Genomic DNA, 22,552 nt, shown 5'->3' on the forward strand with positions numbered 1-22,552 from the left:
AGAGGAATTTTTTTGTAAAAATATATTGACTTGGAGTTAACTTCAAGCGATAAAATGATATATATGGAATCAATGGTAATATTGAGTAAATGGGTTGTTGATGCTATTATTAGAATTAGGGTAAGGAGTGAACAGGTTATAGATTAAATATATTTAGTTCACTTTTATAGAAGTAATGATGGGGTGAAGTGTAAAATGGAACAAAAAAAATTAGGGTTTGGACTTATGAGGTTACCATTAAAAGATGCTAATAATCAAGAGAGTATTGATATGGAAGCTTTGAATAAGATGGTTGATACTTTTATAGAAAGAGGATTCACATATTTTGATACTGCATATATGTATCATTCATTTAAAAGTGAAATTGCACTTAGAGAAGCAGTAGTAAAACGCCATAAAAGAGATATTTTTACAGTAGCAAATAAAATGCCAACTATGTTCTTAAAAAAAGAAGATGATATGGAAAAAATTTTTAATGAGCAATTAGAAAAATGTGGAGTTGATTATTTTGACTATTATTTGCTTCATAATCTTGGAGTTGAGTATTATGCTACAGCTAAAAGATTAAAATGTTTTGAGTTTATAAGTAAAAAAAAGGCTGAAGGAAAGGTAAAGAAAATAGGCTTTTCATTTCATTCAACAGCTGATGTTTTAGACGAAATTTTAACCGATCATCCGGAAGTTGATTTTGTTCAATTGCAGCTTAATTATATAGACTGGGAAGATGAAGGAATTCAATCTAGAAAGTGTTATGAAGTAGCAAGAAAGCATAATAAAGATATTATTGTTATGGAACCAGTTAAGGGTGGGACTTTAGCAAAGGTACCAGAAAAGGCAGAAAAATTATTTAAGGAATATAGTCCTAATATGTCAGTTCCGTCTTGGGCAATTAGATTTGTTGCTAGTTTAGATGGTGTAATTATGGTATTAAGTGGAATGTCAGATATGGAGCAATTATTAGATAATACAGAATATATGAAAGAGTGTAAAGTTTATATCAATGAGGAATATCATATAGTGAATAAGGTTGTAGAAATTATTAATGAATCAATATCAATTCCTTGTACAGCTTGTGAGTATTGTGTTGATGGATGTCCTAAGAATATTCCTATACCAAAATATTTCGCATTATTTAATAGAGAAAATCAAGATTTAAAGAGTGGGGTTTTAACTCAAAAGGTTTATTATGATAATTATGCTAAAATTTTTGGAAAGGCATCAGAGTGTATTGGATGTAAAAAGTGTGAAAAGAGTTGTCCTCAGCATATTGAAATAACTTCTAAATTAAAAGACGTTGCAAGATTGTTTGAAGGATAAATATTTTTGATTATAATTTTATAGGATAAAACAGTATGGAGGGAATTATGGAAGCACGTGAGATTTTAGAGAAGGTTAAAAATGGCGAAGTTTCTATAGAAGAAGCAGAAGGATATTTTAGAAGAAAGCCATTTGAGGAAATGGGTTATGCAAAGATTGATACTCATCGTAAGTTGAGATCTGGTTTTGCTGAAGTAATTTTTTGTAGTGGAAAAACTAATGAACATTTATTTAAAATATTTGAGAGATTATATCAAGAGGATGGCGAGGTTTTTGGAACAAGGGCTTCACAAGAACAATATGAGTTTATTAAGAAAAAGTATCCTCAAGTAGAATATGATACTATTTCTCGTATTATAAAAATTGAAAAGAAGGACAAGAAGAGAGTAGGTAAGATTGCAGTATGTACAGCAGGAACCGCTGATATATCTGTAGCTGAAGAGGCGGCACAAACAGCTGAGTATTTTGGTACTAATGTAGAGAGAATTTATGATGTTGGAGTTAGTGGAATTCATAGATTATTTTCTAGATTAGATGTAATTCAAAGTGCAAATTGTGTAGTAGCTGTTGCTGGAATGGAAGGGGCTCTTGCTAGTGTACTTGGTGGACTTGTAGATAAACCTGTTATTGCTGTGCCAACATCTGTTGGATATGGTGCTAATATGAATGGATTATCAGCTCTTTTAACTATGATCAATTCATGTGCAAATGGAATTTCAGTAGTTAATATTGATAATGGATATGGAGCAGGATATATTGCAACGCAGATTAACAGATTGGGGGTAAAATAGTGAGTAGCAAATTATATTTAGAGTGTTATTCTGGAATAAGTGGAGATATGATGGTAGCAGCTCTTTTAGATTTAGGAGCTGATAAAGAGGTTTTAGAAAAAGCTTTAAAAAGTCTTAATGTAACAGGCTTTGAAATTAAAATAAGTAGGGTTTTAAAAAGTGGTATTGATGCTTGCGATTTTAATGTAATACTTGATTCTAAGCATGAAAATCATGATCATGATATTGAGTACTTACATGGTAATGATAAAGATGAGATGAATGTAACTCATAACCATTTAGTACACAAGGAGCATGAACACAGAGGTCTTAATGAAATTATTGAAGTTATAAATAATGCAGAAATTACACAGCATGCAAAGGAAATTGCTATAGATATATTTACTATATTGGCAAAGGCAGAAGCAAAAGCTCATGGTGTGGATATTGAAAAAGTACATTTTCATGAAGTTGGTGCAGTTGATTCTATTGTAGATATTGTAGCAGTAGCAGTTTGTTTGGACAATCTTAATATTACAGAAGCAATAATTCCTGTTTTATATGAGGGTAGGGGATTTGTTAGATGTCAACATGGCATTATTCCAATTCCGGTTCCTGCAGTTTCAAATATTGTAGCTGATAATGGATTAAGTTTACATTTAACAGATTCAGAGGGAGAGTTTGTTACACCAACAGGTGCAGCAATTGTTGCCTCTATAATTACTTCTAGTAAATTACCAGAAAAATTTTCTGTTAAGAAAATTGGTATTGGTGCTGGAAAGAGAAATTATGAAAGACATAGTATATTAAGGGCTATGTTAATTGAAGATAATTCAATGGAAAGTGATTATATATATAAACTTGAAAGTAATATTGATGATTGTAGTGGAGAAGCTCTTGGTTTTGTAATGGAAAGGCTTTTTGAAGCTGGAGCAAGGGATGTTCATTATATTCCTGTTTATATGAAAAAAAATCGTCCTGCATATCAACTAAATGTAGTTTGCAAAGAAGAAGATATTTCAAAGCTAGAAGAAATTATATTTGAGGAAACTACTACTATTGGTATTAGAAGACAGCGTATGGAGAGAACTGTACTAAATAGAGAGTTAAAAAAGGTTAAAACATCCTTAGGAGAAGTACAAGTTAAAATTTGTGAAGTGTCTTCAGGAAAAAGGTTTTATCCAGAGTATAGTAGTGTTATAGATATTTGTAAAAGTAGTGGTTTATCATATCAGGATGTATATAATATTATAATAAGAGAAGTAAAATAATGGGTTTGCCCCTGGGGCGCCTCCGGGGCGCTACAGGGGCAAATTTTTTTATAAGTCTAAAGCCATATCACCATGTTTAATCCATTCTTTCTTACGCATAAATTCAGAAATTATAAATGTAAGAAGTGCAGGTAATACAAAGTGCATAACTATTATTTGTAACATAACTATTTTTGATGAAGCTGTTTGAGTCATTGTTTGATATGCCATAATTTGTCCAACAAATCCTGCAGATCCCATACCAGAGCCAGTTGCATTATTAGTCATCTTTAGGAATGTTGAAGAAATAGGTCCTAATATTGCACTAGAGATAATTGCAGGTAACCATATTACTGGTTTTTTTATTATATTTGGTATTTGAAGCATTGAAGTACCAACTCCTTGTGCTAAAAGACCTCCAAATTTATTCTCTCTATAGCTTGCTACTGCAAATCCAACCATTTGACAACAACAACCAACGACAGCAGCACCAGCAGTTATTCCATCAAGGTTTAATATAACTCCTATAGCAGCAGAACTAATAGGAAGTGTTAGTAATATACCCATAATTACTGAAACAAGCATACCCATAATAAAAGGCTGTTGTTCCATAGCAAACATAATTATTGTTCCAAGCCATGTCATGAATTGTGATATTGGAGGGCTAAGTAGTAACCCTACTGAAGATCCAGCTGTAATGGTAACAAGTGGAGTAAGTATTATATCTATTTTTGTTTTTCCAGCAATAAGATGTCCAATTTCAATTCCAACTAAAGCTGCAATAAAAGCACCTAAGGGTTCGCCAGGACCAGCAAGTGTAATAATTCCTGTATCGCTCATAATATTTCCTGCAAGTATTTTAGTAGCAAAACCACCAACCATACCAGATACGGCTGCTGAGATTACTACGAGTGGAGTTTCCTTAAACTTATAAGCAACACCAACACCTATTCCAGCACAAGTAGCGGCTGCAGCAAGTTTTCCTATAAGAAATATTGTAGTTCCTATATTTCCATCTATAAGATTTCCTATTTGTTGAAGAATAGTACCTATTATTAATGTTGAAAATAGCCCTAAAGCCATACCACTTAATCCATCAATAAATATATGATTTAAGTATTGTTTTAAATTTTTCATATTAATTAATCCTCCCTTAAAGCTGACAAGTGTATATACACTTGTAATACAGAATTTAGTTTAGCATAACTTTACCTGCGAGGTCAATCAATATGTTAGGTTGGGCTCTAGATAAAGTTAAATAGTATTGCAAAAAATATAAAATAAATATATAATATGAAAGAAATTTATAAAATCTAGTAGGATTACTAGGAGAGGTTCGTATGACCATCCCTCTATAAAAAACTAGGCTTATTTATAGAATAATTTTATTATTTTTATAAATTAATAAGAGTATGTTTTGATTATAGGACCTCTAAGTTTATAGCTTAGGGGTTTATTTATTTTGGTAGTCAGAAAAAACCTTTCTTACCCTTACTAAAGTAATGAGTAGGAGTGAAGAAAATGAAGAAAAACAACACAAAGAAATTAGTGCTTATATCTTTATGTGTAAGTATAAATGTTATTGGAGCATTAATTGCAGTTGCACTTAAGTTACCTATTTTTCTTGATACTATAGGAACTTTTATAGTTGCATTTTTATTTGGACCATTATCAGGGGTAGCTACAGGAGTATTAAGTTATTTAATAACAACTTTAACTTTTGATCCTTATGCATTTTACTTTATACCATCACAGGTAGTTGTAGGACTTTTAGCAGGATTTTTTTATAAAAAAGGTGCTTTTAGAAAAAGAACTATCATACCATTTATAACATTAACAATAGCTATATGTTCAGCATTTGTAGCTGCTCTTGCATCAGCATTTGTATTTGGAGGCATAACATCTTCAGGAAATTCTATAATAGTTATGTACTTAAATAGTTTAGGATTTGGATTAGTACCAAGTGTTTTTGTAACTCAAATATTAACTGAATTTATAGATAAAATGATAATAGTATTATTAGTTTTCAATGCTATAAGAGTTATTCCTAAAAACTTTAAAATTCAAAGTATTTATTAGAATATTAAAATATAAAAAAGAAGAGAGTATTAAAAAAGTACTTATCAGGAGATAAATATGGACAGATATAATAAAATTACTAATAAAAATAATAGAGAAATAGTTTTGTTAAGAGCTTTTCCTTGCATTTGGGGAAAATGTAGCTTTTGTGATTACATTGATGACAATGGAAAAGATGAAGAAGAATTAAATATGCTAAATAAAGAGGTTTTAGATAATGTAACTGGAGAATTTGGAGTCCTTGAGGTAATTAATTCAGGTAGCTGCTTTGAAATTCCTAAGGAAACTATGAACTATATAAAGAAAATAGTTAATGAGAAAAAGATAAAATTATTATTTTTTGAAAGTCACTGGTGTTATAGAAATAGGTTAGAAGAAATTAGAAACTTTTTTAATGTGCCTATAATATTTAAAATTGGTATTGAAACCTTTGACTATGATTTTAGAAATAATTTTCTTAATAAAAATGCTAAATTTAAAGAGGCAGAAGAAGTTGCAAAGAACTTTCAATCTGTATGTTTAATGGTTGGAATAAAAGGACAAACAAAGGAAATGATTAAAAAGGATATAGAAATCCTTTTAGAAAACTTTAAGTATGGAACTATTAATGTTTTTGTTAATAATACCACGGCTATTAAAAGAGATGAGGAATTAGTTCAGTGGTTTAGAAAAGAATATAAGTATCTAGATAAACATCCAACAATTGAGGTATTATACCATAATACTGATTTTGGAGTAGGGGATTAATTAGGTGAAGCAGTAATAAATCAATATTGGTTTGTTATTGCTTTTTATATTTATATCCAAAATTAGTATAAAATGTATAAAAAATAATGATTTTCATGTAAAAAAAGTAGTGTTTTTTCATTATAACAGTTATGTTAACATTTACATGTGTTATTCATAAAAATCAAAGGGGGAAGAGTTTGTGAAAATAAGAAAAATTTTAGAGAAACTGACAGCTAGTATTTTAACATTATCTATGGTAGCATCACTAGCATTTATAGGTGAAGATAGTGTATTTGCAAAAGAAAATAATAAAAGTACATCTCAAATATATGTTGAGGCCATGGGAAAAGGTTGGAATTTAGGTAATTCTTTTGATGGATTTGATGCAGATTTAGATAAGGAGGATCAAGGTGAAGAAGCTTGGGGGAATCCAGTTGTAACAAGAGAACTTATAAGTGAGATTAAAGAAAAAGGATATGATAGTATACGTATTCCATTTACAGCATATAGAAGATATTCAGAAGTTGATGGTAAATATGTAATAGATCAAGTATGGTTAGATAGATATAAGGAAGTTGTTAATTGGGCATTAGAGGAAGGACTTTATGTAATGGTTAACCTTCACCATGATTCTTGGATATGGCTTGCTGAGTGGGATGGGAACAAAGAATCTGAAGAGTATAAGATCTTTATAGATTTATGGGAACAACTTGCAGATACATTTAAGGATTTTCCAGAAGAGGTGTGTTTTGAAACAATAAATGAACCAAGATTTAATGAAGGAGATGAGGAATTTAAGCAAGATAAATTAGATATAATTAATCTTGCAGCTTATGAGGTTATTCGTAATTCTGGTGGAAAAAATGATGCTAGAATGATAGTAATGCCTACAATGGATACAAATCATTCACCAGAAAAAAGTAATCCATTAAAAGAGTTAATTACTAGTTTAATGGATGAAAATATTATAGCTACTGTACATTATTATAGTGAATGGGTATTTAGTGCAAATCTTGGTAAAACAGGATTTGATGAACCCCTTTTTGATTGGAGCAATGATTATACTGCAAGAAAAGCAGCAGAAGAAATGTTTGATATAGTTTCTAGAACTTTTACACAAGATGGAATTGGTGTTGTAATTGGTGAATGGGGATTATTAGGTTATGATGCAGGTAATGAGTGTAATCAATTAGGTGAAGAGTTAAAATATTATGATTATATTAGTCATTTAGCAGATGAGAATGATATTAGTATAATGTTCTGGGATAATGGCTCAGGAATAGATAGATTAGATACTAAAGAATATTCTTGGAGAAAGCCTTTAGTAGGAAATGCTTTAGAAGCAGGTATAAGAGGAGAAAGATCTTCTTACTCTACTGGATTGAACACTATATATTTGCAAGAATTAGTGAATGAAGATTTAGAAATAGAATTAACTTTAAATGGAAATGAATTTGAAGGTATTAAAGGATTAACTGAAGGTATTGATTATACTTTTAATAAGGATAATTCAACAGTTACTCTTTTAAAGTCATTTATAAATAATAAATTTAACTCTTTAGCAGAAGATGAATATGGTGATATTGCTGATTTAGTAATGAAATTTTCTGAAGGTGCGGACTGGCATCAATATTTAGTTAAATATACTGAACCAGTATTATCAAATACAAATGGAACTACAGATGGACTTAGTATTCCAACCAAATTTAATGGAACAAAATTAAGACGGGCTACTGCATATGATAAAGATGGAAATATAATTGGTCCTAACTCTAGTTGGTGGAGTTATTTACAATATACTAGTGCATTTATAGCAGATTATGAAAATGGAACAATAGAAATTTATAATAATTTCTTTAATGATTATACAGTAACTGATGGTGAAATTAAATTTGCTTTTGAATTTTATGATGGCCAAGTAGTTGACTATATTTTGGTAAAAGATGGAGCTAATATAACTGGTACTGGAAATGAAAAAAATAATGAGGATGATGATACTGAAAATCCAGGAGAGGATAATGAGGATGAGGAAACTCCAGGAGAAAATGAAGATAATCAAAATCCAGGTGCTGATGGTTCGTATGATAAAAATGAAGGTGGTAATGGATCTATAAATTCAAATCCTGAAAATACTAATCAAAGCATTAATTCAGGAAAAGATAAGCTACCTAAAACTGGAGCTGTAACTAGTACAACAATTATATGTGGGATAGCATTAATCCTTATTGCTATAGGTGGAGTTGTATTTTTCAAAAGAAGAGAATGTAATAAATAATTAGAAGAGATATGCAACTTTTATATCTACCTCTTAGGTAAATCTAAATATTAGATTTATCTAAGAGGTAGATTTTTTATTAGAATAAAAGTTATAGTTTGACTGTAGAATTATAGTAGGAATGATATATTTGGAGGAAGTATATGTCATCAGATATACAAGAAATAAGTAATCTGAAAGAGGTTTTATGTAGGAAGACAGTTTCGAGAATAAAAAAGAAATACTATAAAGCTGAAAAAAAAGTTTGCAAAGATATATTAAAAAATAATGAATGGGATGATGAGTTTTTACTTAAAAGTAGCTTTGTAGAATTTAGAAAGAGGTATTTTAATAATCTTTATAACATTATTAATAATATAGTAAATTCTTCTATTGGAAGTATAGAGGGTGAAATGAAAGGTTATATTGCTGAAAGGGAAAGATGTAAAACTCTCGAGGTTATATCGCTAATAAGAAGTATTTTAGATAGAAATAATATAATATGGGCATTGCATAAGGAGTATATAGAATGTAGAAGATGTGGAGAATGCCCAGAGGTTATTACACTTGTTATTGGGCAACAGCATCAAAGTATGGCATTAAACATTTTTAATATGTTAGGAGATAGAGAAAATGGGCAAATTTTTGTAATAAATAATGTAAGGATCAGAGTAGCATTTAATTTTACACTAGATAATAAGATTTGTAATCTAACAAATAATAATATTAGATATTGTATATTAGAAAGTGAATCATTACCAATATTAACTCCTTAATGGTATTTACCTCTAGTTTAAACTAAAGTATACATATAAAGTTATAGGCTGTATTTAACTTAAACTAGAGGTAAGACTTTTGATTTATAATATTTTATTGTGATATAGTAATTTATGTATTAAAAACATGAAAAATAAATTAGTAGTAGGTGATAATAAAAAGAAAACATATTCAAACAATTAAGGTATGAAATTTACAAAGGAAAACTAAAGGTTAGAGGATAGAAAAATGGAATTAAATAAAACTATATTATTTGCACTTATAATTATGTGTACATATTTTATTGAAGGGTTAATAGGATTTGGTGGAACTATTATGGCATTACCTTTAGCATCTATGGTTATGGGGTTAAAGCTTACAGTTCCAGTAATGACAGTTGTAGTATTAATAGCTTCAATAATAATTGCAGCTAGAGATTATAAATATATTGATATAAAGCAATTTGTTAAAATAGCTCTACTAATGATATTAGGTTTACCAATAGGAATGTGGTTATTTAAGTTTTTACCTGAAAGGCCATTGAAAATATTACTAGGAATATTTATGATTGGTGTTGCTATTAAAGGATTATACGATGTATTTATTAAGGTGAGAAAACAACCTAAATTAGTTTATGCAGAAGAATTTGCAGCAGATTCCCAAACCAAAGATTTGAAAGTTGAAACACCTAAGGGAATGAGAATAGTAGAAGATATTATTTTGTTTTTAGGTGGAATAATTCATGGTGCATTTACTTGTGGAGGGCCATTTGTTGTAGTATATGCAACTAAGAATATAAAAAATAAGTCAAGCTTTAGAGCTACTTTATGTGCATTATGGGCAACTTTAAATATAATAATGTTAAGTATAAATATATTTAATGGTGAAATAAATTTTGAGATAATAAAAATTTCTGCTATAACTATGATATTTGTATTTATAGCAATAGTAGTAAGTAACATAGTTCATAAAAAAATTAATGGTGATATATTTACTAAATTTGTTTACATAGCACTATTTATATCAGGTATTTTAATGATGTTATAATAGATTAATAATAATATGTCTTAGGGGTAATTTTATTAAAATAAATTACATCGAAGGCATTTTTTTTGTGAAAAATTATAAAAAAAGAAAAAATTCAGAAAATTTTTAAAAAATATATGGAAAAGTGGAAAAGATATGATATAATAAATACATAACGAGAAAACGTATACAAAGTATGCACGTGGGAGGATTTAATATGGTTGAGGATTTAAAAGTTGTAGAAATGAATGAGGAATTAAAAGAGAATACTGAGAAAGTAAAAGAATCTGAAAAAGAAGCCGTACTTAAAGAGTATGAAGATACATTAGGGTATTAGAGAATTGAGATTATAAACATATAAGAGATAATGGGTAAGGTTTCTTATAGTTTATATATGGTATTAGGGTAAAAAACAATTATGGTATAAGAGGGTATAAAATAAGGCAATAAATAGGACAAGCTATTTATTGCTTTATTTTTTTCTTGAATTAAATAATATTATTCCGTAAAATACCAGTTAGATGCATTTATTTAATTAATAGTTTAGAAAAAATATTAGATATAAATTGACTTTAGGAGGATTTGAAAATGCAAATGAAAAAGGAAATTAGTATTAATAAGGTAAAAAAAGATGCAGAGGATTTATTTAGAGGAGGATTTTTCTGTTCAGAGGCTGTAATGAGTAGTATTAGAAGTAATTTTGAATTAGATATTCCTGAAATTGTTATTGCCATGGCATCAGGATTTCCAGTTGGGATAGGAAGGTCTAAGTGTTTATGTGGAGCTGTTTCTGGAGGAGTAATGGCATTAGGGTTATTCTTTGGAAGAACAACACAAAATGATCCTAAAGTTGAAAAAAACTTACAGGTAGCGAAGGAGTTACATGATTATTTTAAAGTGGTTAATGGAAAAAATGCTTTATGTTGTCGAATATTAACTAAGGAATTCGATATGGCACAAGGAGAACATAAAGAGCAGTGCATTCACTTTACAGGATTAGTTGCAGAAAAGGTAGCAGAAATAGTAGTTAGAGAGTTTGATTTGAAAAATATAGATAAATAAATATAAGGAGAAGAATATGAAAATAAATAAGATACATCATACAGCGATAATTTGTTCAAATTATAATATATCAAAAAAGTTTTACACTGAAATTTTAGGTCTTAATGTAATTAGAGAGGTTTATAGAGAAGAGAGAGAATCTTACAAGTTAGATTTAGAACTTGGGGATAGTCAGATAGAATTATTTTCATTTAAAAATGCTCCGGAAAGAGTGAGTTATCCTGAAGCAAGAGGACTTAGACATCTGGCTTTTGAAGTAGATGATATTGAAGAAACTGTTAATTATTTAGAAAAAAATGGAGTGAAATGTGAACCTATAAGAATAGATGAATTTACATTAAGAAAATTTACTTTCTTTGAGGATCCAGACAAGTTACCTCTTGAATTATATGAAAAGTAGTAGGTAATATTATACTTTAAATGATTTTAATAATTTTATTAATTTTTTTAATAAAAATAAACCTTTATAAACCTATATTTTATATATGGCTACCTGTGTTGGAGTAAATTACCAAGAACTGAATAGCAAGATTCGACAATGTATCTTAAATATATTTTGTATAATTAGCTTGTAAGAACTTAAAGCCAGATTTTTATTAGGGGGATGGTCATGAGTACACAGGAAAAGTTAGTTGAATTAGCAGAAGAGTCAGTAAGAATAATCAAAGAAGTAATTAATAGAGTGGAAGAAAAGACTCAAATAGTTAATGTAAATTGTAATAAGTGTGGGGATACTATAATTTTTAAATTAAAAAATGATAAAACTATTGAGTATAGTTTAAGTGAATTAGGGTATATTTTCAAAGATGATTTAGAAGGACTTGAGGTTTTTTCAGTTAAGGAATTTAAAGAGTTTTATTTAAAACTTCAAGAAATTCAATTAAAAACTGAACTTTTATAGGGGAAGAACAGACTATTTTATAATTAAATTTAAGCTGGTACATAAGTAAAATACTTAAATGGAAATGTATTTTATTTAGAATGGGATGTACCAGCTTTTTTTTACTCTAATGGTTTTAAATAATCTTTAATGTTATCATAATTAATAGTAAAGTATTCATTATCCTCAAGTAAAATATGATTTCCACTATAAGGTTTTCCGTCTATTAAAAGAATAAAATTATTAACATCATAATTATAGCAGTAGGTATACATTATGCTATCTAAAATTCCACTTTCAGCACTACTTCCAAGATTTTTTATAGCATCGTAATAATCACTAGATAGATCTACAGTTAATAAGTCATTAGTTTTATCTAGTTTTGCACTTTTAACATAAAGGCTTTGTGGCAAAATTGATATTCCAGGCTTAACTTCTTTTTTTAGCTCTTCTGTAAGTGGTGAAATTAAAGAATTATCTTTTACTGAAATTACAGTATCTTTATAGTAATAGCAATTATCAGCACAATGATAATAAAAAAGTCTACAATTCTTATCAACTATATTATCTTTAGAGGTATTTTTATCAATTCCTTCTTTAACATATTCTTCAGCAAAAGAGTAATCAACATTAAAATATCCTTCAGGTAAATCTCCACGTAAACAAGTATAAAGTTCATCACCAAAATAAATAGCTACTTTTTTTACCCCTAAATTATAGCCATAGGTGCAAATCAATGAGGACAGCAATCCAGCTTCCGTAGCAGTTCCAAGTGTCATATATTTAGTATAATCATCAGAAAACACAACTTTTAATACATCAGTATTCATGTCTATTGTCGCAGATTTTATTGAAACTTTTTTTGTGAGTGTTAAGAAATCATCATTATTATTTGTATTTTGAAGTGCATTTGTTAATGATTTAATAATTGCACCATCTTTCACTTGAATAGTTGTATCTGTATACTTTAATTTTAATGCATTAGAGTCAAAAAAGAATATTCTACAGTTTCTATCTTCTATATTTAAAGAGTTATTATTTTTATTATCTTCATCAGAGTTATTATTTTGATTTGATGATTTATCTAATGATTCATCGCTAGTTTTATTAAAATTATCATCTTCAGTTATTATTTCGTTATTTACATTTGTACATCCTAAAAGAAAGATTGTTAACGATAGTAAAGCAAAAATTTTTAAAAGATACTTTTTCATTGCTTACTCCTTTTAATATAAACTTTGTTTTTTATTATTATTATATGAATATATGTTAATAGTTAACATTATTATGAAAAATAAATTTCCATAATATATTGTGTCAGGTAAAGGTTTAGATAGAGTATAGAGATATTATTATATAAGTAAGACCTTAAATTATATGTTATACTAAATTGAAACAGCAAAATTTGTAGCAGGTAAGGAGAATAATATGTACTTAATTGATTATCACATTCATTCAAACAACTCTTTTGATAGTAAAGAAACTGTAACTTCAGTTTGTGAAGCTGCAATAGAACAAGGAATTGATGAGATTTGTTTTACAGAGCACTTTGCAGTTAAAGAAGGAATAAAAAGTCATGGCTATATGAATATAAAGAAATATAGTGATGAAATAAGAGAAGCTAGAGAAATTTTTAAAGACAAGCTTACAATAAAAGCTGGAATTGAAATTTGTGAGCCACATGAAAATGAAGAGGAATTACGATTAATACTCGAAAATATTCCTTTTGATTTTATATTAGGATCAGTACATAATTTTGATTATAATGTTGGGCTAATTACATATATGAGTGCTAATACGAAAGAAGAAAGCTATGGAAGATATTTTAAAGAAGTAAATAAGGTTTGTACTTCACCACATATTGATGTTGTAGCTCATTTAGATTTAATGAAGAGGTATGCTTTTAATACTCATGGTAATTATGATTTTAATGAGTATAAAGAAACTATAGGGGAAGTATTAAATAATATAATCAAGGCTGGTAAGGGAATTGAAGTTAATACTTCTACATTAAGAGGAGTAGTTAATGAAACTATGCCATCTATAGATATTTTAAAAATGTATTATGACTTAGGTGGAAGAATAATAACTGTAGGCTCTGATTCTCATAAGGCAGAAGATGTTGGTGCAGGAATTAGAGAAAGTATTGAAGTTTTAAAATCAATTGGATTTAAAGAAATTTATAAGTTTGAAAATAGAAAACCAATAGCAGTAGAAATTTAATAATAATTAACATTTTAAATAAAGAAGTTCCCTAAGGAGTTAAACAACTCCTTAAGGAACTTCTTTATTTAAATGAATTTTTATGATTTAAGTTAAATAATAATTAAAAAATTATGTGATAATATTAAAAATGAGATATTTACTGAATTTGGAAGAGAGTTGGCTTTAAATAATGAATTTAAAGCTATTTAATTAATTATGAGATTAATTGGCTTTAAAATGACTTTGAGAAATTTGATTAAGAAGAATATAATTTAATTAAGTAATTACTTAAATAAATCTCCGAATATTAGATTTGGCTAAGATGAATTTACAACTCAGTCAGTTTAGGAGGGAGTTGTTTCATAATTAAATTAAGAGGTACTTATGAACGAAAAGGTTAAAGTTTTTAAAGCTATTGGAGATGAAACAAGATTAAAAATATTAATTTTATTATCTACTAAGAATATATGTGCAAAAGGAATTGCAAAGCATCTTGAGATTTCAGAAGCGGCTGTTTCACAGCATATAAAAGTTCTTAAAGAAGCTAATCTTATAATAGCTTATAAAAATGGATATTATGTTATGTACGAGTTAAATAAGGAGGTTTTAGAGGAAGCTAAAAGCTTGATAGATATCCTTATTCATAAGGATGTAGATTTAATTAGTAAAAAATATAATATTAAAATTAGTGATTTTAGTACTGCTAGATGTAAGCAGGGATGCAAAACAATGAAGGGTTGTTGCAGAAAAAAGTTTAAGGAGGAGTAAAGAAATGAAAGTATGTTTTCCAGTTAAATCAAATGAAGGGTTAAATAGTGTTCCGTATAATCACTTTGGTAGTGCACCAGAATTTGTAATTTGCGATTTAGAATCTAATGATGTTAAATCAATAGGAAATGGTGATTTAGGCCATGAGCATGGAAAATGTCAGCCTATTAAAGCTTTATCAGGTGAAGTAGTTGATGCGGTAGTTGTTGGAGGAATAGGTCAAGGAGCTATTGTAAAATTAAATTCGATGGGGATTAAAGTTTATCAAGCTGTTGAAGGAACTATAGGTGATAATATTGATTCTTTAAATAAGGGTGAATTAAAGGAATTTAACAGTAATCACACATGTAATCATCACGGGTGTTCACACCATCATAATTAAACAAAATTTTCTAAATAAAATTGTCTCATAGGCTATGTAAATAATAATACTTCTTCAAGGTTAGCATGTTTTAGTGTACCTTGAAGAGGTTTTTTTTCAGTTACAAACCTTTAACTTAAATTAGAAACGTAGTAAAATATATAATAAAAATATAATTAATGAGGGTAAGATGAGTGAGGAATTTCAAAGAGACAAAAGTTTATACAAAAGTAATAAATGATATTAAGGAAAAAATATTAAGTGGTGAATTGAAAAATGGAGATAGATTACCATCAGAAAGAGAAATGGCAGAAAAGTTAGATGTTTCGAGAACGTCAATACGAGAAGCAATTAGGACTCTTGAAATTATAGGGTTAATTGAAAGTAAAAGGGGTTCTGGTAATTATATAAGTAATAGTTTTGGAAATTCACTTTTTGAACCATTATCAATAATGTTTATGTTAGAAGAGTATTCAACAGGTGATATTCATGAATTAAGAGAAACTCTTGAAATTGAATGCTGTAGAATGGCAAGCAGATTTATTTCAGATGAGGATATTAACTTATTAAAAGAAATTATCAATGATATGGATAAAACTTGTGATGAGGATAAAAGCTTATTATTAGATATTAGATTTCATAATATAATTGTTAAGTCTTCTAATAATCCATTAATAATTAATGTTCTTAGAGCTATATCTCAACTTATGGATAAGTTTATCAAGGAGTCTAGAAAAATCATACTTTGTGAAGATAATAACAGGAAAATTTTATTAAATAGTCACAAGGAAATAGTATTGTCACTTGAAGAAAGAAATGAAGGTAGAGCTATAATTTCAATGAAAAATCATTTTGATATAATTAAAAAAGCTTATGAAATTTAACTGGGAATGTGTTAAAATCCTATTTTTCATACTTAAAATAAATTGCTTTGTAATTTATTTTAAGTATGAATTAATAGTTTTAATATATTCCCAGTTTGTTTATAAAAGCTTATTTTTTTATAAATAAAAACGTTTACGTTAATTAAATAACAATTATTTACAAATGGAAGGTGTAGATTTATAATATAGATAATTGGTAATACCAATTTAAGGAAAATATGTGGGAGGATAAGATGAATATTCTTAAGCAATGGATTTTAGTTTTAGTGGTTTATTTCTTAGGGGAGATTGTTTCAAAAGGCTTATCATTACCTATACCAGGCAATATTATGGGAATGATATTTCTATTTCTTTTCTTAGTTACAGGTATTATTAAATTAGAAAAAATAGAAAATGCAGCAAAATCTATATTAGATAATTTAGCATTTCTATTTATTCCGGCAGGTGTAGGGCTTATGAATTACTTTGGGATAATAAGTAATTGTGTTGCTCAAATACTATTTATAGTTGTCTTAACTACTTTTATTGTCATGTCATCTACAGGATTAACAGTTCAGTTCGTTTCAAAAAGAATGGAAGCTACTTCAGCTAAGAAGAATAAAAATAAAGAATCTACAGTTTCTTTAGAAAGGATTGAATAGTATGGATATTTTCACTTCTAATATGTTTTTTGGAATTTTTATATCGTTAGTTGCATATGAAATTGGACAAATTCTTTATAAAAAAACAAAACTACCAATATTTAATCCACTTTTAATAGGAATAATTTTAGTAATTGCATTTTTAAAAATATTTAATGTAGATTTTGAAACATATAATAAGGGTGGTCAATTTATAAATATGTTTTTAGGTCCAGCAACAGTAATATTAGCAGTTCCACTTTATAAACAATTATCCTTACTTAAGAAGAATTTCATACCTATTATTATTGGCATAACAATAGGATGTTTTATCAGTGTTTTATCTATTATTTTATTAGCAAAAATATTTAATTTAAATAATGATCTTATTATTTCTTTGTTGCCAAAATCAGTAACTACACCTATAGGTATTGAAATTTCAAATAGTCTTGGAGGGATAACAGGAGTAACTGTATTAGCTGTTGTTATTACTGGAATAACAGGAGCAATCATTGCACCAATAGTATGTAAAATATGTAGAATAACTGATCCAGTTGCTAGAGGAATTGGCATAGGAACCGCTTCTCATGCTGTAGGAACTTCTAAGGCTTTGGAAATAGGTGAAACAGAAGGTGCCATGAGTTCATTATCAATTGGAATTGCAGGACTTATTACAGTTGTAATTGCGCCTTTATGTTTTAGTATTGTAACCAAATTGTTTTAATTAATAATTTAGTTATAAAGTTGTTTGCAAAGAAAATTGGTATTACCAATTTTAAATTATAAATTTTCTAAAAAGTTATATTTTTGCTTTAATAGATATAATTTTATTAAAGTAGAAATTGTACAAGGTGTTTTAATTTAGGTATATAAGGGAGGAGAAATTATGAATATTTTGGTTTGTATTAAACAAGTTCCAGGAACATCTAAGGTTGAGGTTGACCCAGTTACTGGAGTTTTAAAAAGGGATGGTGTTGATTCAAAAATGAATCCATATGATTTATATGCATTAGAAACAGCTTTTAAAGTTTCAGAAGATAAGGGTGGTAAAATAAATGTTTTAACTATGGGACCACCTCAAGCTAAAGAAATTATTAAAGAAGCTTATTCAATGGGTGTTGATCATGGTGTATTGCTATCTGATAGAAAATTTGCAGGGGCAGATGTTTTAGCAACTTCTTATACTTTGTCTCAAGGGGTTAAAAGTATGGGAGAATTTGATTTAATAATTTGTGGAAAGCAAACTACTGATGGTGATACTGCGCAAGTTGGTCCAGAAATGGCGGAATATTTAAACATACCACATGTTGCTAATGTTAGAAGAATAATAGAAGTTAAAGAGGAATCTATTGTAGTTGAAATGGATATGCCAAATACATTAGAGATAGTAGATATTAAGTTACCAGCTTTAATTACAGTAGAAAAAGGAATCTTTGAACCTAGATTACCTTCTTATAAGAAAAAACTAGCGACAAAGGATAGGGATATAGATATTAAGAGTTTATCTGATTTTAAAGATCAAGATGAAAAGCATTATGGGTTAAATGGTTCTCCAACTCAAGTTGAAAGAATTTTCCCTCCTAAGGTTAATGATAAGAGAGAGATGTGGAAAGGTAGTAGCGAGGAAATAGTTAATAAAATTGAGAATACATTGAAGGAATTAAAATTTATTTAAGGGGGTAGTTGTTATGGGAAGATTAGTGATTAATCAAGATAAAGTAGGGAATAAAGATGAATTAGTTAAGATATGTCCTTTTGGTGCTCTTGAAATTAAAGACGATAAGTTAGATATAAATAGTGGTTGTAAAATGTGTAAATTATGTGTAAGAAAAGGTCCAGAAGGTGCAGTGGTATTTATTGAAGATGAAAAGAAAGAAATAGATAAAAGTCTTTGGAATGGAATTGCTGTTTACGTAGATCATGTAGATGGAGAAATTCATCCTGTAACACTTGAGCTTATAGGAAAGGCAAGAGAGCTTGCAGATAAGGTACATCAAAAAGTTTACTGTATAGCTATGGGTGATAATATTGAAAATAGAGTTCATGAACTTCTACATTATGGTGTTGATAAGGTGTTTTTATATGATGATGAGGAATTAAAATTTTTTAGAATTGAACCTTATACTTCAGTAATTGAAGATTTTATAAATACTGTAAAACCATCAGTGTTATTAGTTGGAGCAACAACAGTTGGTAGGTCATTAGCACCAAGAGTTGCAGCTAGATTTAGAACAGGACTTACAGCAGATTGTACTATATTGGATATAAAGGAAAATACAGATTTAGTTCAAATAAGACCAGCCTTTGGTGGAAATATTATGGCTCAAATTGTTACTCCAAATTCTAGACCACAACTTGCAACGGTTAGATATAAGGTTATGTCAGCGCCAGAAAGAAGTGAGAATGAAACTGGAGAAATAGTTAAATTATTTATAGGAAAGGGAAAATTAAGGTCTAATATTGAGGTATTAGAGGTAGTTCCAAAATCTAAAGAAAAGGAAATAAGTGAGGCTGATGTTTTAGTGGTTGCAGGAAGAGGTGTAAAGAGTGAAAAGGACTTAGCAATGATTAAAGAATTAGCAGAACTTTTAGGTGGAGAGCTTGCAACTACTAGACCTTTAATTGAAGCAGGATGGGTTGATGCAAAAAGACAAGTTGGATTAAGTGGTAGAACTGTTAGACCAAAGCTTATTATTACTTGCGGTGTATCTGGTGCAGTTCAATTCACTGCAGGAATGAATAATTCTGATTATATATTTGCTATAAACAATGATGAGAAAGCTCCAATATTTAAGGTTGCTCATTATGGTATAGTTGGAGATATTTATGATGTTATACCTATGTTAATTGAAAAGATTAAAAGTAATGTCTCAGGAGCAATAGAAGAAGTAGCTGTAAATAGTATTTAGCCAAGTTTTATTTAACTTTGAGGTAAAGATGAAAGGGGAGGAATTTATGATGGATTATAAGAGATTTTCTGTAGAGGATTATAATAATATATTAAGTTTAATTAATGATAGTGATAGAGTTTTATATGGTGAAGATATAAGTGAAGATTATAGTAGAGATGAACTAGGATCTGTAAGAGTTATGCCTAATGTTGTAGTACAGGCATTGAGTAGTGAAGAGGTTTCTAAGGTAATGAAATATGCTTACGATAATAATATTCCAGTAACTCCAAGAGGTTCAGGAACAGGGCTTGTTGGATCAGCTGTACCTATTAAAGCTGGAATTGTTATTGATTTAAGTAAAATGAATAATATTTTAGAGTTAGATGAAGAAAATTTAACATTAACGGTTGAACCAGGCGTGTTACTTATGGAAATAGGAAAATATGTAGAAGAGTTTGACTTGTTTTATCCACCAGACCCAGGAGAAAAAACTGCTACTATAGGAGGAAATATAAGTACTAATGCTGGTGGAATGAGAGCTGTAAAATATGGCGTTACTAGAGATTATGTAAGAGGTCTTGAAGTAGTTTTACCTAATGGAGAAATTATTAATGTAGGTGGAAAGGTAGTTAAAAATAGCTCTGGATATGCATTAAAGGATTTAATAGTAGGTTCTGAGGGAACTTTAGGAATTGTTACAAAAGCCATACTAAGATTATTACCATTACCTAAGAAGGCAATTAGTCTTTTAGTACCTTTTGATACTTTAGATAATGCAATAGAAACTGTACCTAAAATAATTAAATCTAAATCTATACCAACAGCAATAGAGTTTATGCAAAGAGCTGCAATTATAGCTGCAGAGGAGTTTTTAAAGAAGCCATTTCCTGATAAATCATCAGATGCATATTTATTATTAACATTTGATGGAAACTCAAAAGAGGAAATTGAAAGGGCTTATGAAGGAGTTGCTAATATTTGTTTAGAAAATGGTGCATTAGATGTATTTATTTCTGACACTGAAGAAAGACAAGAAGCTATTTGGAGTGCTAGAGGTGCTTTCTTAGAAGCTATAAAAGCATTAACAACTGAAATGGATGAGGTTGACGTTGTTGTACCAAGAAATAAGGTTGCTGAATTTGTTAAGTTTACTCATGAAGTTGAAGAATCACAAGATATAAGAATAAAGAGTTTTGGTCATGCTGGTGATGGTAATCTTCATATTTATATATTAAGGGATGATTTAAATTCTGAGGAATGGAATAATAAGCTTAATAATGTTATGGAAATTTTATATAAGAAATCAAGAGAACTAAGTGGACAGGTTTCTGGAGAACATGGTATAGGCTTTGCTAAAAAACCATATTTAAATGAATCATTACCAAAGCAATCTATAGATATTATGAAGGGGATAAAACTTGCTTTTGATCCTAAAAATATTTTAAATCCAGGAAAGGTATGTCAATAAGAGATAAATATAGAGTGCCTCTGGGATATTCCAGGGGCATCTTAAATAAAAAATATATAACAGAACATACTTTCACTTTAGTTAAAAGTATAGTAAAATCATAAGTGAGATTTATAAAACGACAGAGGAATGAAGCAGATGAAGGGAAAAGAACATATGATTGTTGGAACTACTGCAACAGCTACTATGGGAATTGGTTTTTTAATTACTAAGACCTTTGATAGTGCTGTATATTTAGTTCCTTTAATTATTGGTGGATTTATTGGCTCCTATATGCCGGATATTGATTCACATAATTCTAAGGCTAGGCAAGCTTTTAATAAGATATTAACATTTTCTATAATAGCAATAGTATTAGGATATATGTTAGGAGTAGTATTAAGTGTAAGTGATGTAATAAACTTTTTAGAACGTAATATTAGAAATTGTTTTGCAACAGTTATGTTTTGTATAACAACTATATTAGGCAAATTATCTCCACATAGAATGTTTACTCATAAGTGGTTAGGTACGTTAATGTTTTGTGGAAGTATATATTTAACAGGAAATATATATTTAGCATTAGGATTTTCTATGGGGTATATTTTACATATTGTTTGTGATAGATTTTCACCAAGAGGGAAAACTTTAAGGTTTTTTGAGTTTAAGCTACCATGCAAAAATTCTAAAAATAAGACAACAGTAACTTGGTAAAGTTAAAACAAAATAAAATATCTATTAAAAATAAAAGAATTGGCAACTATTTAGCTGCCAATTCTTTTATTTTTATATTTTTAGGTAAATATGATTTTATTGATTTTAGTATAGCTTTTGGATCTGCTGTTACTATTGGACAAATAAGTAAATCATATTTAGTAGTAAGTTTTAATTCATAAAGATTTTCTTTATCTTTTTTTTCAAGGACTACGCTTTGAATTTCGTTGAATTCAGCATAATTATTTTTTACAACTACATAGTTATCGTATATTGCAAATTTAGTACAAGCTACCTTTACAGAAAAGAATACTAATATATTAACAATAACTACTGCAATTAAGTAATAAGGAGTTATACTATTCATAAATGTATAAATAGTAAATATTATGCTTACTATTAATAAGATAATACAAGGAATATACGTACCTATAGAATTAGTATTATATTCAAATTTTAAATTAGATTTATTTTTAGATATTTTTTTGTAATAAATAGAATAAAGTACTGTTAAATAATATGCAGGCATACCTGCAAAA

General features: G+C 28.6%; 24 protein-coding genes and 1 riboswitch. Of the genes, 21 read left to right on the forward strand and 3 right to left on the reverse strand.

Annotation, left to right across the window (positions count from 1 at the left end):
• The first annotated feature begins 195 nt into the window (after positions 1-195).
• From I4V51_RS14040 to larC, 3 genes are read left to right on the forward strand one after another with little or no spacing between them, the layout of a single operon-like run.
• Positions 196-1,317 carry an aldo/keto reductase gene (locus I4V51_RS14040; protein ID WP_195989066.1) on the forward strand — a complete coding sequence of 374 codons (1,122 nt, stop codon included), beginning with the start codon at positions 196-198 and terminating at the stop codon, positions 1,315-1,317.
• Between the two features lie 47 nt (positions 1,318-1,364).
• The gene (larB, locus tag I4V51_RS14045) at positions 1,365-2,108 is read left to right on the forward strand and encodes a nickel pincer cofactor biosynthesis protein LarB (RefSeq protein WP_195989067.1); all 744 of its coding nucleotides are present in this window, start codon (positions 1,365-1,367) and stop codon (positions 2,106-2,108) included.
• A complete protein-coding gene (gene larC, locus I4V51_RS14050; RefSeq protein ID WP_195989068.1) occupies positions 2,108-3,358 on the forward strand; it encodes a nickel pincer cofactor biosynthesis protein LarC in 1,251 nt (416 codons plus the stop codon). Before larB ends, larC begins: the two co-directional genes overlap by 1 nt.
• A gap of 48 nt (positions 3,359-3,406) precedes the next feature.
• Here larC and I4V51_RS14055 read toward each other — a convergent pair whose 3' ends face one another.
• Positions 3,407-4,474 carry a PTS sugar transporter subunit IIC gene (locus I4V51_RS14055; RefSeq protein ID WP_195989069.1) on the reverse strand — a complete coding sequence of 356 codons (1,068 nt, stop codon included), beginning with the start codon at positions 4,472-4,474 and terminating at the stop codon, positions 3,407-3,409.
• A 188-nt stretch (positions 4,475-4,662) separates the two neighbouring features.
• Positions 4,663-4,709, forward strand: a riboswitch (PreQ1 riboswitch).
• 149 nt (positions 4,710-4,858) lie between these two features.
• Between I4V51_RS14055 and I4V51_RS14060 the strand changes: the two genes are divergently transcribed.
• From I4V51_RS14060 to I4V51_RS14095, 8 genes are all read left to right on the forward strand, one after another.
• Positions 4,859-5,416, forward strand: coding sequence for an ECF transporter S component (locus I4V51_RS14060; protein WP_195989070.1), 558 nt, complete (start codon positions 4,859-4,861; stop codon positions 5,414-5,416).
• Positions 5,417-5,473: 57 nt separating this feature from the next.
• Positions 5,474-6,163, forward strand: coding sequence for a radical SAM protein (locus I4V51_RS14065; protein ID WP_195989071.1), 690 nt, complete (start codon positions 5,474-5,476; stop codon positions 6,161-6,163).
• 181 nt (positions 6,164-6,344) lie between these two features.
• A complete protein-coding gene (locus I4V51_RS14070; RefSeq protein WP_195989072.1) occupies positions 6,345-8,420 on the forward strand; it encodes a cellulase family glycosylhydrolase in 2,076 nt (691 codons plus the stop codon).
• Between the two features lie 143 nt (positions 8,421-8,563).
• The gene (locus I4V51_RS14075) at positions 8,564-9,175 is read left to right on the forward strand and encodes a hypothetical protein (protein WP_195989073.1); all 612 of its coding nucleotides are present in this window, start codon (positions 8,564-8,566) and stop codon (positions 9,173-9,175) included.
• Between the two features lie 229 nt (positions 9,176-9,404).
• Positions 9,405-10,202 (forward strand): sulfite exporter TauE/SafE family protein, encoded by a 798-nt coding sequence (locus tag I4V51_RS14080; RefSeq protein ID WP_195989074.1) that lies wholly within the window; start codon positions 9,405-9,407, stop codon positions 10,200-10,202.
• A gap of 567 nt (positions 10,203-10,769) precedes the next feature.
• The gene (locus I4V51_RS14085; protein ID WP_195989075.1) at positions 10,770-11,243 is read left to right on the forward strand and encodes a C-GCAxxG-C-C family protein; all 474 of its coding nucleotides are present in this window, start codon (positions 10,770-10,772) and stop codon (positions 11,241-11,243) included.
• Between the two features lie 16 nt (positions 11,244-11,259).
• Positions 11,260-11,643: a VOC family protein gene (locus I4V51_RS14090; RefSeq protein ID WP_195989076.1), complete on the forward strand. Its 384-nt coding sequence runs from the start codon at positions 11,260-11,262 to the stop codon at positions 11,641-11,643.
• Positions 11,644-11,853: 210 nt separating this feature from the next.
• Positions 11,854-12,144, forward strand: a complete 291-nt coding sequence (locus I4V51_RS14095) for a hypothetical protein (RefSeq protein WP_195989077.1) — start codon at positions 11,854-11,856, stop codon at positions 12,142-12,144.
• 101 nt (positions 12,145-12,245) lie between these two features.
• Here I4V51_RS14095 and I4V51_RS14100 read toward each other — a convergent pair whose 3' ends face one another.
• Complete coding sequence (locus I4V51_RS14100; protein WP_195989078.1) at positions 12,246-13,337, reverse strand: GerMN domain-containing protein; 1,092 nt, start codon at positions 13,335-13,337, stop codon at positions 12,246-12,248.
• A gap of 214 nt (positions 13,338-13,551) precedes the next feature.
• On the opposite strand from I4V51_RS14100, the gene I4V51_RS14105 reads away from it, so the two are divergent.
• From I4V51_RS14105 to I4V51_RS14150, 10 genes are all read left to right on the forward strand, one after another.
• The gene (locus I4V51_RS14105) at positions 13,552-14,346 is read left to right on the forward strand and encodes a histidinol-phosphatase HisJ family protein (RefSeq protein ID WP_195989079.1); all 795 of its coding nucleotides are present in this window, start codon (positions 13,552-13,554) and stop codon (positions 14,344-14,346) included.
• Positions 14,347-14,712: 366 nt separating this feature from the next.
• Entirely contained in the window at positions 14,713-15,096 is a 384-nt protein-coding gene (locus I4V51_RS14110) for a metalloregulator ArsR/SmtB family transcription factor (protein ID WP_195989080.1), read from the forward strand.
• A 4-nt stretch (positions 15,097-15,100) separates the two neighbouring features.
• Positions 15,101-15,478 (forward strand): NifB/NifX family molybdenum-iron cluster-binding protein, encoded by a 378-nt coding sequence (locus I4V51_RS14115; protein WP_195989081.1) that lies wholly within the window; start codon positions 15,101-15,103, stop codon positions 15,476-15,478.
• A gap of 173 nt (positions 15,479-15,651) precedes the next feature.
• Positions 15,652-16,341, forward strand: a complete 690-nt coding sequence (locus I4V51_RS14120; RefSeq protein WP_195989082.1) for a FadR/GntR family transcriptional regulator — start codon at positions 15,652-15,654, stop codon at positions 16,339-16,341.
• Positions 16,342-16,574: 233 nt separating this feature from the next.
• Positions 16,575-16,982, forward strand: a complete 408-nt coding sequence (locus I4V51_RS14125; RefSeq protein ID WP_195989083.1) for a CidA/LrgA family protein — start codon at positions 16,575-16,577, stop codon at positions 16,980-16,982.
• Between the two features lies 1 nt (position 16,983).
• A complete protein-coding gene (locus I4V51_RS14130; protein ID WP_195989084.1) occupies positions 16,984-17,685 on the forward strand; it encodes an LrgB family protein in 702 nt (233 codons plus the stop codon).
• A 162-nt stretch (positions 17,686-17,847) separates the two neighbouring features.
• Positions 17,848-18,636: an electron transfer flavoprotein subunit beta/FixA family protein gene (locus I4V51_RS14135; protein WP_195989085.1), complete on the forward strand. Its 789-nt coding sequence runs from the start codon at positions 17,848-17,850 to the stop codon at positions 18,634-18,636.
• A 13-nt stretch (positions 18,637-18,649) separates the two neighbouring features.
• Complete coding sequence (locus tag I4V51_RS14140; protein WP_195989086.1) at positions 18,650-19,870, forward strand: electron transfer flavoprotein subunit alpha; 1,221 nt, start codon at positions 18,650-18,652, stop codon at positions 19,868-19,870.
• Between the two features lie 49 nt (positions 19,871-19,919).
• Positions 19,920-21,320, forward strand: a complete 1,401-nt coding sequence (locus I4V51_RS14145; protein WP_195989089.1) for an FAD-binding oxidoreductase — start codon at positions 19,920-19,922, stop codon at positions 21,318-21,320.
• Between the two features lie 138 nt (positions 21,321-21,458).
• Positions 21,459-22,013 carry a metal-dependent hydrolase gene (locus I4V51_RS14150; protein ID WP_195989087.1) on the forward strand — a complete coding sequence of 185 codons (555 nt, stop codon included), beginning with the start codon at positions 21,459-21,461 and terminating at the stop codon, positions 22,011-22,013.
• Between the two features lie 46 nt (positions 22,014-22,059).
• Here the strand turns inward: I4V51_RS14150 and I4V51_RS14155 are convergent.
• Positions 22,060-22,552: hypothetical protein (locus I4V51_RS14155; protein WP_195989088.1), on the reverse strand; the 493-nt coding region annotated here is incomplete at its 5' end.

Origin of the sequence: Clostridium sp. D53t1_180928_C8 (assembly GCF_015667795.1) — a bacterium.
Taxonomy (GTDB): Bacteria; Bacillota; Clostridia; order Clostridiales; family Clostridiaceae; genus Clostridium.